Source organism: Actinomadura coerulea (assembly GCF_014208105.1).
Lineage (GTDB): Bacteria > Actinomycetota > Actinomycetes > Streptosporangiales > Streptosporangiaceae > Spirillospora > Spirillospora coerulea.
The window spans coordinates 7,263,171-7,277,448 of sequence record NZ_JACHMQ010000001.1; the positions used below are offsets into that span (position 1 = coordinate 7,263,171).

Below are 14,278 nucleotides of genomic sequence, written 5' to 3' on the forward strand. Positions count from 1 at the left end.
GAACCACCTATCGACCCCGTGTCAGCGTGCGGTAGACCTCGGCCAGCCGGGCGCGCGACCGCGCCCAGGTCAGGCTCTCCTCGATGTGCGCGCGGCCCCTCCGCCCCATCTCCGCGGCCTCATCCGGGTACTCCAGCAGGATCCGGACGGCCCGGGCCAGCTCGGCGGGACGGTCCGCCGGGACCAGGCGCCCGTGCCGTCCGTCCGCCATCAACTCGCGGACGGCGGGCAGGTCCGAGGCGACCACCGGGACGCCCGCCGCCATCGACTCGATCACCTTCAGCGGCGCGCACCCCTGGTCCAGGTTGCGGGCGCAGCCGGTCAGCGGCGCCACCGACACCTCGGCGTGCGCGAGCCACGCGGCGACCTCGTGGTGCGGCAGCGTGAACCTCCAGTCGACCCGCTCGGCGACGCCGATGCGCTCGGCCAGCCGCCGCACCGGCTTGGCCCGCCGCTCCGGGACGGACGCGCAGACCACCAGCCGCAGACCGGGCATGTCGGCGAGCCGCGCGAACGCGCGCATCAGCACGTCCAGGCCCTGCCAGGGCTGGAGCGCGCCGACGTAGACGAGATACCGCTCGGGCGCGTCCGCGGGACGCCGCGGCCTGCCGACGACGTCGGCGCCGTTCGGGACGAGGTGGATCCGGCCGTCCGGCACCCCGAGGCCACGGACCGCCTCGCCGATCACCCGCGACGGCACCACCACCGCGTCGCTGCGCTCCAGGCAGAACCGCTCCAGCTCGCGGATCTTGCCGAGCGCGGCGGGCGCGGCCCAGGGCCAGGTGTGGCTCATCTCGATGGACGGCAGCCCGTTGACCTCGTACACGACCTTGTGGCGCCGCCCGTCCGCGACCGCCGGAAGCGCGCTCCACGGGTCACGCACGTGGCAGACCTCCAGCGTCTCCCAGTGCGGCCGCAGATGGGCCGCGACCCAGCCGGAGAACGCCTCGGCCCGGTCGATCAGGTTGGGGACCGCGGCGTCGAACCGCGCGACCTCCCGCGTCCCCTCCCGCTGGTAGCGCGGCAGGTCGCCGCCGCCGATCGCGGCGAGCAGACCGCCCCCGAACCGCGTGAAGAGCTCGTCGGCCATCTGCGCGATGTGGACCGCCGACCCCTTGCTGGACGGGAACCGGTCGAACGCGACGTACGCCGCCCTGTGCCGCATGGGCCCGTGCTGGCCGGCACCGTCCTTCATCCGACCGCCGCCCCCTCCGGCACCGTCCGCAGCCCCCGGTGCCAGGCGATCTGGTCCGCGAGGCCCTCGGCGAGGTCCGTCGCGGCCGTCCAGCCGAGCAGCTCCCGGGCGCGGGACGTGTCGGCCCAGGTGCGCGTCGCGTCCCCGGCCACGGGCGTCTCGCGCCGGATCTGCGCCGGGACGCCCAGCGCGCCGGTGAGCGACGCGATCGCGTCGCGGACCGCCACGTGCTCGGGATGCCCGACGTTGACGGCGACGCCGGGCGGAAGATCCTCGGCCGCCGCCGCCAGCGTGGCCGCGACGACGTCCCGCACGTGCGTGAAGCTCCTGGAGCTGCGCCCGTCACCGAACACCGGCAGCGGGCGCCCTTCCAGCGCCGCCTCGACGAACCGGTGGAACGCCATGTCGGGCCGCTGCCGGGGCCCGTAGACGGAGAAGTACCTGAGCAGGACGGTCCGCAGCCCGCTTCCGGCGGCCGTCCGCGCGAGCCGCTCCGCCTTCGCCTTGCTGACCGCGTACGGGCTGGCCGGCTTCAGCGGATCGTCCTCCCGGTTCGGACGCCGCCCCGCCGACCCGTACACCGACGAGCTCGACGCGACGACCACCTTCGGGCGCGAGCGGGGCGGCCGCTGCACGCAGGCCGCGAGCAGGCGCCGCGTCGCCGCCACGTTGTCCCGCTCGACGACCGCCTTGCCCGGACCCCACGAGTCGCGCACCCCGGGACGTCCCGCCAGGTGCACCACGACGTCCGCGGCCGAGACGGCGGCGAGATCGTCCACCGCCAGGTCGAGTTCGGCGGCGACGACCCCGGGCCTGGTCGCGACCCTCGCCCACGTCCGCCGGGCGACGCCGGGACTCAGCGAACGCTCGGGCGCGTCGACGGCCAGCACCTCGTGCCCCGCCCCCGAGAACGCGTCGACGACATGGCTTCCGATGAACCCCGCCGCACCAGTGACCACCACCCGCACCCGGGCACTTTATCCATGACATCCCGAAAGGGGACAGGGGGTCTCGTCCCTGCCCACATGGGACTCCCCACCGGGACACGGGGACACGGGCTTCGCCCCGGTGCCGAGACCAAAAAGGTGGCCGGACTGACGTCCGGCCACCAAAACGGCCCTCACCGCGTCAGCGGCGAAGTCCGGTCAGCTCTGGCTCGTGCCCCCCTGGGGCTTGGTGCCGCCCCCGGGGTGGGTCCCGTCCGTGTTGTTCTCGGCGAGTTCCAGCGCCTTGAAGCCCGCGTCCCGGACCTGCTGGTCGCTGCTCGTGATCATGTCCACGCCGGTGTTCCACGTCTTGGCGTCGTGTGTGTCGCCCATACAGATCACAACCTTGGGTCGTCTGGTTTCAGCCTCGCGAACGCGAGGCGACCCGGTCCTTGGCGACCGGGTCGACGACCATCCTAAACGATCTTGAAGGTCGGTGCCCCGGGCAGGTCGTGCGGAGACGGGAGGGGCGAGCACCGGACCGCCGTGTCCGCGCGGTTCAGCGGGGGCGGGCCACGCGGGTCTCGTCCCAGACGGGCTCCGCCGACTCGTACACCGAGCCGTCGGACCCGAACACCAGGTGCCGGTCGAAGGCCCGGGCGAACCAGCGGTCGTGGGTCACCGCGACGACCGTGCCCTCGTACGACTCCAGACCCTCCTGGAGCGCTTCGGCGCTGGCCAGGTCGAGGTTGTCGGTCGGCTCGTCCAGCAGGAGCAGGGTGGCGCCGCCGAGCTCCAGCAGCAGGATCTGCAGGCGGGCCTGCTGGCCCCCGGAGAGCGTCTCGAACGGCTGCTCGGCGCACACGTTCAGCTCGTAGCGCGTGAGCGCGCTCATCGCGTCGTTCCGCAGCCGCGCGTGCTCGGTCATGACGATCTCGCACGGGGTGCGTCCGGCCAGGTCGGGACGGGCGTGGGTCTGCGCGAACAGGCCCGGCACCACCCGCGCGCCGAGGCGGGCCGCCCCCGTGTGCGCGACGGGCCTCACCGGGACCGCGCCGCGCGGGAGCGCCTCGGCGACGGCCGCGAGGAGCCGCAGGAAATGCGACTTCCCGGAGCCGTTCGACCCCAGGACGGCGACGCGCTCGCCGTACCAGACCTCGGTGTCGAACGGCTTCATCAGACCCGTCAGTTCGAGCCTCTCGCAGACCACCGCGCGCTTGCCGGTCCTGCCTCCGCGCAGGCGCATCCTCAGGTTCTGGTCGCGCGGCGGGACCTCGGGCGGCCCGGCCTCCTCGAACTTGCGGAGCCGGGTCTGCGCCGCCCGGTAGCGGGACGCGAAACCGTCGTTCACCGTGGCCTTGGTCCGCAGGGTGTTGACCAGCTCCTTGAGCTTGGCGTGCTCCTCGTCCCAGCGGCGCCGCAGCTCCTCCAGGCGCTCGTTGCGGTCGCGGCGGGCGGCGGCGTAGGTGGAGAACCCGCCGCCGTGGACCCACACCCGGGACGCCTCGACGGTGACGATCCGGTCGGCGGAGCGGTCGAGCAGCTCGCGGTCGTGCGACACCAGCAGGACGGTCTTCGGCGTCTCCCGCAGCCGCTCCTCCAGCCACCGCTTGCCGGGGACGTCGAGGTAGTTGTCGGGCTCGTCCAGGAGAAGGACCTCGTCGGGGCCGCGGAGCAGGGCCTCCAGCGCGAGCCGCTTCTGCTCGCCGCCCGACAGGGTGCGGACCTCGCGCCACCGGCACGAGTCGTAGGGGACGCCGAGGGCCGCTACGCAGCACGCGTCCCAGAGCACCTCGGCCTCGTAGCCGCCCGCGTCGCCCCAGCCCGCGAGGGCCGTGGCGTAGCGGAGCTGGGCGGGCTCGTCGTCGCGCTCCATCATCACCAGCTCGGCCGCCTCCACCGCGGCCGCCGCCTCCCGCACCCGGGGCGGCGCCAGCGACAGAAGGAGGTCGTGCACGCTCGACTCGTCCCGCACGCTGCCGATGAACTGGCGCATGACGCCGACGCCCCCGCTGTGCGCGACGGTCCCGGACTGCGGCGCCAGGTCGCCCGCGATCAGGCGCAGCAGAGTCGTCTTCCCCGCGCCGTTCGGGCCCACCAGGGCCGCCGTGACGCCGTCGCCGACACGGAAGGAGACGTCGTCGAGCAGCATCCGGCCGTCCGGCAGCACATGGCCGACGTGGCCCACCTCGACGTGTCCCATGCAGCCGAGTGTCGAGAACCCCGCCCCGGACCGTCAATCCAATTAACGACGAGATCCCTCAGGAGTGCCCCATGGAACCTCTCACCTCAGACTTCAAGGACATCGACCGGCTCCTGGTGCTGGGCAGGTCCATCAGCGTCGTCGTCCACGCCGAAGAGGATCGCGCTGGACTCGGAGCCCACATCGAGGCCGTCGGCAGCGCGTTCCGGACCGAGGCCGAGAGGGCCGGGCCGGAGCGGTGCGGCCGCCGTCCGGTCAACCGGCGAGCAGCGCCCGGACGTGGTCGACCACGGAGTCGAGGGCGATCTTGGACGTGTCGCCCGTCGCGCGCACCGTGACCTCGGCGGCGCCCTCGGCAAGGCCGCGCCGCCCGACGGTCACGCGGAACGGGATGCCGGTCAGTTCCGCGTCCCGGAACTTCACGCCCGCGCGCTCGGGCCGGTCGTCGATCACCACCTCGACGCCCGCCGCCGACAGGCCCGCGTAGACCTCCTCCGCCGCCGCGGCCACGCCGGCGTCGTCGGACTGGGCGGTCACGACGGTGACCTGGAAGGGCGCGACCGCCACCGGCCACACGATCCCGCGCTCGTCGTGGTGGGTCTCGACGATCGCGGCCATCGCCCGCTCGATCCCGATCCCGTAACTCCCCATGATCACCGGAACGGAGCGGCCGTCGGCGTCCAGCACCTCGACGCCGAGCGCGCGGGAGTAGCGGTCGCCCAGCTTGAAGATGTGCCCGACCTCGATCGCCCGCAGGACCTCCAGGCGCTCGCCGCAGCGGACGCAGGCCTCGCCCTCCGCGACCTCGCGCAGGTCGGCCCAGGCGCCGACCCCGATGTCGCGCTCGACGTCGACGCCGCGCAGGTGGACATCGTCGACGTTGGCGCCGGTGAACATGTCGCGGCGGCCGCGCAGGGCCTCGTCCGCGATCACCGGAAGGGCCGCGCCGACCGCGCCGAGGCTGCCGGGGAGCGCGCCGAGGGCGTCCTGGATCTCCGCCGGCTCGGCGGCGCGGATCCCGGCGGCCCCCGTCGCGTCGACGAGCTTCTGCTCGTTGAGCGGGTGGTCGCCGCGCAGCAGCACGAGGGTCGGCGCGCCGTCCAGGACGTACACGAGCGTCTTGACCTGCCGGTCGGCGGGCGCGCCGTAGGCGAGCAGGTCCTCGATGGTGCGGACGCCCGGCGTGTCGAAGGGCTCCGGCGCGGCCGGGCCCGGCCCGTCCTGCGCGGCGGGCAGCGCCGACGTCGCCCGCTCGATGTTGGCCGCGTACCCGCAGGCCGGGCAGCGGACGACGAGGTCCTCGCCGGTCTCCGCCGGGCACATGAACTCGGTGGAGTCCGAACCGCCCATGGTGCCGCTGGACGCCTCGCACGCCAGCGCCGGCAGGCCCAGCCGCTCGAAGATCCGCGTGTAGGCGCCGAGGTAGGCCTCGAACGAGGCGTCCAGGCCGGCGCCGTCCACGTCGAAGCTGTAGGCGTCCTTCATCGTGAACTCGCGGGTCCGCAGGAGGCCGCCCTTGGGGCGCGGCTCGTCCCGGAACTTCGTCTGGACCTGGTACCACTGCTGCGGCAGCCGCCGGTAGGAGTCCAGCTCGCGGGCGACCGTCGCGAAGATCTCCTCGTGCGTCAGGCCGAGGGCGTGCTCGGCGCCGCGCCGGTCGCGCAGCCGGAACAGCTCCGGACCGATCAGGTCCCAGCGGCCCGACCGCCGCCACGGCTCGGCCGGGTGCATCGCCGGCAGCAGCATCTCCTGCGCGCCGACCGCGTCCATCTCCGCCCGGACGATCTGAATGATCTTCGCTCGGACGCGCACCGCCAGCGGCAGCAGCGAGTAGTGGCCCGCCGTGAGCTGCCGGACGTATCCGGCGCGCAGCAGCAGCCGGTGGCTCGGCGCGTCGGCCTCCGCGGGGTCCTCCCGCAGCGTGGGCGCGAACATCTGGGACCAGCGCATCACGCGAGCCTAGCGAAGGTGACCTGACCAAGGAGTGATGGTCAGTACCCTTGGGGCCGTGAGTCGAGAAGGTGTGACGCCGCAGAGCGAGGATTTCTCCGCCTGGTACAACGAGCTGGTGGTGCAGGCCCAGCTCGTCGACCGCGGACCGGTTCGCGGCACGATGGTCATCCGCCCGTACGGTTACCGGGTGTGGGAGCTGCTCCAGGCCGACCTGGACCGGCGCATCAAGGAGGCGGGGCACGACAACGCCTGCTTCCCGATGTTCATCCCGGAGTCCTACCTCAAGCGCGAGGCCGAGCACGTCGAGGGCTTCTCCCCGGAGCTGGCGGTCGTCACGCACGCCGGCGGCAAGGACCTGGAGGAGCCGCTGATCGTGCGGCCGACCTCCGAGACGGTCATCGGCGAGTACATGGCCAAGTGGATCGACTCGCACCGCGACCTGCCGCTGCTGCTGAACCAGTGGGCGAACGTCGTCCGGTGGGAGATGCGCCCCCGGATGTTCCTGCGCACCACCGAGTTCCTCTGGCAGGAGGGCCACACCGCCCACGCCGACGAGGACGACGCGATGCGCGAGACGATGTGGGCGCTCGACGCCTACGCGAGCGTCGCGCGGGATCTGGCGGCGATCCCGGTCGTGTCGGGGGAGAAGACGCCCGGCGAGCGGTTCGCGGGCGCCGTGCGCACCTACACGATCGAGGCGATGATGCGCGACGGCCGGGCCCTGCAGTCCGGCACGTCCCACTACCTCGGCACCAACTTCGCCAAGGCCTTCGAGATCCAGTACCAGGACGAGCAGGGCAAGCTGACCCTCGCCCACACCACGTCCTGGGGCATGAGCACCCGCATGATCGGCGGCGTGATCATGACGCACGGGGACGACAAGGGCCTGGTGATGCCGCCGCGGCTCGCGCCCTACCAGGTCGTCATCGTGCCGATCGGCCGCAAGGAGCAGGGCGAGCAGGCCGCGGCCGAGGCCCGCCGGCTCGGCGCGGCGATCAAGGCGACGGGCATCCGGGTGCACGTCGACGACAACCGCCCGCAACTGTCGCCCGGCTTCAAGTTCAACGAGTGGGAGATGCGCGGCGTCCCCATCCGCATCGAACTCGGCAAGCGCGACATCGAGAACGGCGTCGCGACCGTCGTCCGGCGGCTCCCGACCGTCGAGGGGCAGGGCAAGGAGCAGATCCCGCTCGACAAGGTGCCCGAGGTGCTGCCCGGGATGCTCGCCGACTTCCAGTCGTTCCTGCTGGCCAGGGCCGAGAAGTTCCGCGAGGACAACACCGCCGTCGTGGACGGCTGGGACGCGTTCGCCGCGCAGGTCGCCACCGGCTGGGCCCGCGCGTTCCACTGCGGCGACACCGCCTGCGAGGACGACATCAAGGCCGAGACCGCCGCGACCCCGCGCGTCATCGCCACCGACGCGCCCGAGGAGACCGGCGTCTGCGTGAAGTGCGACCGCCCGTCCGCCTACGGCAAGCGCGTCATCTTCGGCCGCGCCTACTGAGGACGCGTCCGGCCGCGCATTCCGCGGCCGCGGCAGGGCGGGCCCGTCGTGGACGGACCCGCCCTGCGGCGTCAAGGGGGAGTGCCGGTCCGCCACGGCCCGGGTCAGGCGTCCTTCGCCGAGCGGGCCTCCGCTCGCCGCCTCGTCAGGTACGGCTGGACGAACCACGCCCACCCGCACAGGAGCACCGCGACCACGACCGTGGCGAAGGTGGCGGCCGCCTTCTCCGACAGCGCCTGGACGACCAGCGTGGTCGCGGCCGTCATCGAGACGCCCAGCGCGAAGGCGCCGGCGATCCCGAACCGGTTCGCGCGCCGGATCAGCAGCGCCTTCTGCCCGAGCCGGAACAGGATCCGGTGCTGGATCACGGGGGCGATGAAGCAGACGGACGCGAGCCCCGCCCCGAACAGCGAGACGTAGAACAGCGCCCGGCCCGTGTCGCCGACCTTCGTGTCGAAACGCGCCGAGAACGGGACGGTCAGCAGGAACGCGAACAGCACCTGCACGCCGGTGGTCGCGACGCGGAAGCCCTGGAGGAGTTCCATCAGCTGCCGGTCCAGCCGCTCGTGCTCGGTCTCGTTGCGGAATCTGCGCGAGGGGTCGACGCTCATGGATGGCGTTTACCCCGGCAAAACGCCCGTCAGTCGCGCGGCTGAAACGTTCTAGCCGAGCGTCGGCGGCTCCACCCGCAGCGCCAGCATGGACACGTCGTCGCGCAGGTCGCCGTCGCAGTAGTCGAGCAGCGCCCGCTCCACCCCGGCGAGCATCTCCTCCGGCGGCTTTCCGGCGTGCCCGGCGAGCGCCTCCAGCAGCCGCTCCTGGCCGAACTCCTGCCGCGTCATGTCGCACGCCTCCAGGACCCCGTCCGAATGCAGGATCAGCGTGTCTCCGACGGACAGGTCGATCGTGTCGAGCCCGGCCTCGAAGTCCTCGAACAGGCCGAGCGGGACGCCGCCGCGCGACGCCGACCTGATCACCCCGTCGGCGCGGACGACGATCGCCGGGGGATGGCCCGCGGTGCCGAGCGACACGGTGATCCGCTCGGTCTCCAGCGTCAGGCTCGCCATCACGGCGGTGACGAACCGGTCCTCGTCCAGCAGGGCCTCGTTCACGGTCGCGAGCACGTCGCCGGGACGGGCCTTCCACCGCGACGCGAGCCGGACGCAGTGCCGGGCGGTCGACGTCACGGCCGCCGCGTCCTCGCCCTTGCCGCACACGTCGCCGAGGACGAGCCCCCACCCGTTCTCCGTGCGGAACACGTCGTAGAAGTCGCCGCCCACCTCCGAGCCGTGCGTGGACGTCAGGTACCGGGCGGCCACGCTCACCCCCGGGATGGACGGGAGCGTCTTCGGCAGCAGCCCGGCCTGCAGCGTGTCCGCCACCTCGGCGCGGCGCCGGTAGAGCCGCGCGGCGCGGATCACCAGGGCCAGGTAGCGGCCGAGCCGCTGCACGACCCCGAGGTCCATGAGGTCGAACGGGCCGTACTCGCCGCTGGCCGCCAGCGTGATCGTGCCGATGGCGCGGTCGCCGTCCTCGATGGGGACGCTCAGCACCGACGTCACGCCGATCTTGCCGCAGACCGGCAGCCCGTCCGGGCACATGCCGAGCACGTCGAGGTCCTCCACGTGCGGGCGCAGCGCGCTCTGCCGGGTGACGAACACGTCGTGGGGGAGCGTGTCCTCGGCGGGGTCCACCTCTTCGAGCATCCTCGCGGCCTCGACGGACCGCTCGTCCTCGGGGCCCATCACGACCTGGCGGCGCAGCGCGGGTGCGGCGCCCGCCCTGGTCGCGCCGGCCGGCGCGCCGCCCGGCGCGCCGGCCCCGGGGCCGGTCAGGTCGATGAACGCCCAGTCCGCCAGCTCGGCGGCCAGCAGCCGGGCGCAGCGCCGGACGGCCACGGTCTCGTTGAAGACCGGCTCGTCCAGCAGCAGCTCGCTGGCGGTGGCGAGGACGTCCATCCGGTGCACGATCGTGGCCACGGCCTCGTCGTCGCCCTGCCCGCCGTCGGCGGCCCGCACCCGGGCGGCGCCCGCCGCCGGGGCCCTGGACGCCGCGGGCCCGCCGTCGTCGGCGGGAGTGGTCGTCGGCCCGGCGGCCACCACGACCATCGGGTCGGGCTCGCCGCGGATCCACACGCGCGCCACCGTCAGCACGGCGTCGATCGGATGGTCGCGGCCGAGGAACCGCACGTTGACGCGGCGCCGCTGCCCCGTCCGGATCGCCGCCGCCAGCTGCGACCGGACCGCCGCCCGGGTCGCCATGTCGCAGAAGGCCGTGAACTGCTTGCCCGACACGTATCCCGCCGACGTGCCGAGCAGCGTGGCCGCCTGCCGGTTGACGCGGCGGACGTTCGTCGTCCGGTCGAGCAGGAACAGCGGCACGGGGGCGTCCTGGAAGACGGTGCGCAGCACGCGCCGCTCGTTCTCGGCGGCGGCGGACCCGCCCGCCTCGCCGGACTGCTCGCCGCCCATCGTGCGCAGCACGGTCAGCGCCAGCTCGAGCTCGACCAGCGCCGCGTCGAGCGTGGCGCGCAGGTCGGGCTCGGGCACGCCGGCGGCCTGGCGCAGCTCGCCGATGCGTCCTTCGAGATCCGAGATCTCCCGTAGGAGGGACTCGGGCTCGAGCTGGTCAGGCCGATCGTGCATCTGGTCTCCTTTCGTCCGCGTCACCACGGTGGAACCAGGGCGGCTCCCGCCCGTCCCGGGCCGGACACCGTTCTACGGGGCCGCTTCACGCAGCCTATGCTCCCCGCCCGCACCTAGGGCAGGCCCTGATGACCGACGATACGCTGGGCGAGCGCGGTGAGCTTCACGTGGCGCGTCTGTGAGATGCGACGCATCTCGGCGAATGCCTCGTCGGCATCGCAACCGAGCGCGTGCATGAGAATTCCCTTGGCCTGATCGACCACCGCACGCGCCTCGACGGCGGCCTGGAGCTGGACGGCCGTGCGGTGCACGTCGTCGTACTGCCGGCTGTTCGAGAAGGCCGCGGTGCCCTGCGCGACCAGCAGCGACGCGATCGCGTGCCGCTCGGAGCCGAGCGACTTCGGCGTCACCCCGTACAGGGTGAGCGTGACGAGGACCGGGGGGTTCAGGTGCGGGCTCGTGGTGAAGCAGCGCACCCCGCGGCGCAGCATGTCCGACATGGCCTCGGGCCAGCGGGTCTCGGCGAGGATGTCGTCGGAGGTCCGCGCCCGGCGGTCGGCCACCACGTCGAATAGCGGCCCGTGCCCGCGGGACAGCTGCCGGTCGGTCACCTCGGCGAGGTCGGGATGGCTGGCCGCGGCGGCCAGCGGTTCGGGCCGGTTCTCCTCCGCGGCGGCGCCGCGCCCGTCCCGCAGGGGCATGTCCGGCATGCCGCTCGACCGCTCGGGGATGACGACCGTGGAGCCCGCGCCGCCGTACGTGCTCGGCAGCGCCCAGCGCACGGTCGCGGCGCCCGCGCATCCGGGCACGGCGCGAGCCGCGAGCTCGGTCACCCGGTGCAGGGTGCCCACGTCGGACGACTCCCCGACCATGCCCAGCCGGGCGATCTCCAGCGCGAGCTGGTCCGTCAGGACCGTTTCGGTGGGCGTCACCTTTCCGAGAGTAGCCTGCCCCAGGGGATGCGCAGGCGGGCCTTGCTCGGCCGGGCGGCCCTGGTGCCTCATGAGGGGTCCTAGTTGTTCGGCGGCGCCTTGCTGATCTCCGGCAGCGGGCCGGAGTCGCCGTTCGCCAGGGCCAGGTCGCCGATGCACACGATCCCGACGGGGTGGTGCTCGGCGTCCACGACCGGCAGGCGCCGGACGGCGTGCTCGCTCATCAGCCGCGCCACCGTGTCGGTGTCGTCCTCGGGGTGGACGGTGGTCAGCTCCGCCGTGCACACGTCGCCGAGCGGGGTGAGCGAGGTGTCGCGGCTCTCGGCCACCGCGCGGATCACGATGTCGCGGTCGGTCACGAGGCCGCACAGGCGTCCCGCGTAGGTGACCAGCACGTCGCCGATGCCCTCGTCCCGCATGATGCGAGCCGCCTCGTAGAGCGTGGCGTCGAGCGGCAACGACTGGGGCGCCGCCGTCATCACGTCGCTGACCCTCGATGACATAGCGCGCACATCCTCCCGAATAGCCGACGCCTCGCGTGGCCCGTGTGTGCGCGCCCTACCCACGGTCGGCGGCCCTATTCGGACGGTTTGTGAATCGGCCGCCGACCTGCGCCGGGTCAGAACGCGAACACGGTTCCGGTGCGCGAGAGCATCACGCAGTCGTTTCCGTATTCGGCCTGGAAGCGGGCGGGCCGCCCCTTCCAGCGCCCTTCGGCGCGGGCCACCACGGGCGCGTGGACGGCGGTGCACATCCGGCCGTCGGGCCGGTGCTCGAACCGGCCGCCCGACCCCTCCAGCTCCAGGCAGGCCCGCGCCGCCTCGGGGTGCTCGCCCCCCGGCGGACCGCAACGCAGCGTGACCGTCCGGCTCCCGGACGTACCGCCGCCCGGATGTGTGACGGAGAGCCGCAGCGACGTCTCCGCCCCGGGAGGCGCGGCGGGCATCAAAGCGACCACCGCCCCCACGACAACCGCACTGAGAAGGTTCGGCATACACGACTCCCGAGTTTCCGAGGGATGTCGCTCAAAGTATCCGACCAATAACAGATCGTGCAGGAGAACGAACAACCCCGCCGCTGAAATGCAGCGACGGGGTCAACGTTTACTGACTAGGCGGCGAGCGTGTGGGCGGCGCGGTGGTCCGACAGGGAGTCGCGGAGCTGCTTGCGGCCTCGGTGGAGGCGGGACATGACGGTGCCGATGGGGGTGCCCATCATGTCGGCGATCTCCTTGTAGGGGTAGCCCTCGACGTCGGCGAGGTAGACGGCGTCCCGGAAGTCCTTGGGGAGGGCGCGCAGGGCGGCGACCACCTGGGAGTCGGGGATGCGGTCGAGGGCCTCGGACTCGGCGGAGCGGAAGCCGGACGCGTGCGCCTCGGCCTGCGCGATCTGCCACTCCTCCAGCTCCTCCGAGCCGGCGCGCTGGGGCTCGCGCTGCTTCTTGCGGTAGGTGTTGATGAAGTTGTTGGTGAGGATGCGGTGCAGCCACGCCTTGAGGTTCGTGCCTTCCTGGAACTGGTGGAAGTTCACGTAGGCCTTGGCCAGCGTCTCCTGGACGAGGTCCTCGGCGTCGGCGCTGTTGCGGGTCATGCGCACGGCGCTGATGTAGAGCGGGTCCGCGAGGGGCAGGACGTCGCGCTCGTAGCGGCGCGCCTTCTCGGACGTCGCGGTGCGGTCGGCGTTGCGGCCGTTGTCGCCCTTGGCGTTGCGATGGACGGGCGTGGTGACAGCGGTCATCGTCGCTCCCCGTGGTTGTGCCCCTGGTGAGAGGGGACGGTTGCCTGGCGCGTGGTCGGGGGCACGCGCGGGCCGGGCGGATGAACCGCCCCCCGTCAAGTGGTACGTGCCACCGTTCCCGGCGGGTTCGGTGTGGCCTCGGTCTCGCATGGGGCGTGGACCGAGGGTTCGGCGCGCTTCGGCTGTGCCAGAGCGACCCCGTAGCCGGGACGTCGCGGGCCTGCCCGATCGAGCGCTTCCATCCGCCGGTGGGTCTTCCTGCACTGTAAGACGCATGGAACGGGCCAAAAGGTTGCCAGGATCTACGTGGCCTCCATCACACCGAGTCGTTTGTTGGTCAAAGCGGTACTGATCAGCCGGTATAGAGCCCGATTCTCCCGGAGCCGCGTGGCGGGGCCCGGGAGCAGGGGGGCGGATGATCAGACGCGTGCTCGCCCTCGCCCGCTTCCGGTCAGGGCGTGGCGAGGTGGCCCGCGAGGACGGCCCGCACCAGCCGGGCCGCGAACTCCGCCGGCGCGGCCGGGAGCCGGGCGCCCGCCGCCACGGCCTCCGCGCCCGCGAGACGGGTCAGGAAGGCGTGCTGCTGGCAGCCGCCCAGGAGGGCGGCGGCGATGAACGGCAGGGGTGCGCCGTCCAGCAGGCGGCCGGCCTTCCGCTCCGCCTCCAGATACCCGATCAGGGCGGCGTGCCCCGTCACCGGGCCCGCCGTCGGGCCGCCGGGCGGGCCCGCCGGAGGGCCGCCGGGCGCCCCCGGAGCGGGCGGCTCGCCGGTGCGGCCGCCCGAGGTCCGGGCGCGCGACCTGGCGGCGACATCGTTCTGAGCCTTGCCGGGGCCGTCGCCGCGCAGCCACTCGATCAGCTCCGGGTCGGCCAGGACGGGCCCGGTCATCGGCAGCAGTTCGCCATAGAAGCGGACCATCTCCGTCGCCAGGCGGGTGAGGTTCTCCTCCACCGTGTGCAGCCCGGCCGAGCCGAGAAGCTCCACCATCGCGGTGCGCGCGGTCCCGGTCACCTCGGCGAGGGCCGCGGCGAACAGCGCGGTCTTGTTCGCGAAGTGGTTGTAGAGGCTGCCCTCGGACACGCCCGCGGTGCGCGCTATCTCCTTGGTCGTCGCGGCGACGATGCCGCGCGCCTGGATCACCGTGACCGCCGCGGCCAGGATCCGGTCCCGCATGGGTTCCGT

Annotated in this window: 13 protein-coding genes; 1 reads left to right on the plus strand and 12 read right to left on the minus strand. The window is 73.2% G+C overall.

Annotation, left to right across the window (positions count from 1 at the left end):
• Window positions 1-7: 7 nt before the first annotated feature.
• From BKA00_RS33780 to BKA00_RS33800, 5 genes are all read right to left on the minus strand, one after another.
• A complete protein-coding gene (locus BKA00_RS33780) occupies window positions 8-1,195 on the minus strand; it encodes a glycosyltransferase family 4 protein (RefSeq protein WP_230298879.1) in 1,188 nt (395 codons plus the stop codon).
• Window positions 1,192-2,163, minus strand: coding sequence for an NAD-dependent epimerase/dehydratase family protein (locus BKA00_RS33785; RefSeq protein WP_230298880.1), 972 nt, complete (start codon window positions 2,161-2,163; stop codon window positions 1,192-1,194). The genes BKA00_RS33780 and BKA00_RS33785 overlap by 4 nt, the downstream gene beginning before the upstream one ends.
• Window positions 2,164-2,340: 177 nt before the next feature.
• The gene (locus tag BKA00_RS33790; RefSeq protein WP_185031984.1) at window positions 2,341-2,514 is read right to left on the minus strand and encodes a hypothetical protein; all 174 of its coding nucleotides are present in this window, start codon (window positions 2,512-2,514) and stop codon (window positions 2,341-2,343) included.
• Window positions 2,515-2,680: 166 nt separating this feature from the next.
• A complete protein-coding gene (locus tag BKA00_RS33795; protein WP_185031986.1) occupies window positions 2,681-4,324 on the minus strand; it encodes an ABC-F family ATP-binding cassette domain-containing protein in 1,644 nt (547 codons plus the stop codon).
• 255 nt (window positions 4,325-4,579) lie between these two features.
• Window positions 4,580-6,274: a proline--tRNA ligase gene (locus BKA00_RS33800; protein ID WP_185031988.1), complete on the minus strand. Its 1,695-nt coding sequence runs from the start codon at window positions 6,272-6,274 to the stop codon at window positions 4,580-4,582.
• 58 nt (window positions 6,275-6,332) lie between these two features.
• On the opposite strand from BKA00_RS33800, the gene proS reads away from it, so the two are divergent.
• Window positions 6,333-7,781, plus strand: a complete 1,449-nt coding sequence (gene proS, locus BKA00_RS33805; RefSeq protein ID WP_230298881.1) for a proline--tRNA ligase — start codon at window positions 6,333-6,335, stop codon at window positions 7,779-7,781.
• Window positions 7,782-7,885: 104 nt separating this feature from the next.
• On the opposite strand, the gene BKA00_RS33810 is transcribed toward proS, so the two are convergent.
• The 7 genes from BKA00_RS33810 to BKA00_RS33840 all read right to left on the minus strand — a co-directional run bounded on the left by BKA00_RS33810 (window position 7,886) and on the right by BKA00_RS33840 (window position 14,269).
• Window positions 7,886-8,392 (minus strand): DUF6328 family protein, encoded by a 507-nt coding sequence (locus BKA00_RS33810; RefSeq protein WP_185031992.1) that lies wholly within the window; start codon window positions 8,390-8,392, stop codon window positions 7,886-7,888.
• 51 nt (window positions 8,393-8,443) lie between these two features.
• Window positions 8,444-10,426: a SpoIIE family protein phosphatase gene (locus BKA00_RS33815; protein ID WP_185031994.1), complete on the minus strand. Its 1,983-nt coding sequence runs from the start codon at window positions 10,424-10,426 to the stop codon at window positions 8,444-8,446.
• Between the two features lie 113 nt (window positions 10,427-10,539).
• A complete protein-coding gene (locus tag BKA00_RS33820) occupies window positions 10,540-11,358 on the minus strand; it encodes an ANTAR domain-containing protein (protein ID WP_230298882.1) in 819 nt (272 codons plus the stop codon).
• An 80-nt stretch (window positions 11,359-11,438) separates the two neighbouring features.
• Window positions 11,439-11,861 carry a CBS domain-containing protein gene (locus tag BKA00_RS33825; RefSeq protein WP_179844153.1) on the minus strand — a complete coding sequence of 141 codons (423 nt, stop codon included), beginning with the start codon at window positions 11,859-11,861 and terminating at the stop codon, window positions 11,439-11,441.
• A 116-nt stretch (window positions 11,862-11,977) separates the two neighbouring features.
• The gene (locus BKA00_RS33830; RefSeq protein ID WP_185031998.1) at window positions 11,978-12,316 is read right to left on the minus strand and encodes an SSI family serine proteinase inhibitor; all 339 of its coding nucleotides are present in this window, start codon (window positions 12,314-12,316) and stop codon (window positions 11,978-11,980) included.
• Window positions 12,317-12,468: 152 nt separating this feature from the next.
• Window positions 12,469-13,095 (minus strand): sigma-70 family RNA polymerase sigma factor, encoded by a 627-nt coding sequence (locus BKA00_RS33835; protein ID WP_185032000.1) that lies wholly within the window; start codon window positions 13,093-13,095, stop codon window positions 12,469-12,471.
• Between the two features lie 451 nt (window positions 13,096-13,546).
• Window positions 13,547-14,269 (minus strand): TetR/AcrR family transcriptional regulator, encoded by a 723-nt coding sequence (locus BKA00_RS33840; protein WP_185032002.1) that lies wholly within the window; start codon window positions 14,267-14,269, stop codon window positions 13,547-13,549.
• Window positions 14,270-14,278: the final 9 nt, after the last annotated feature.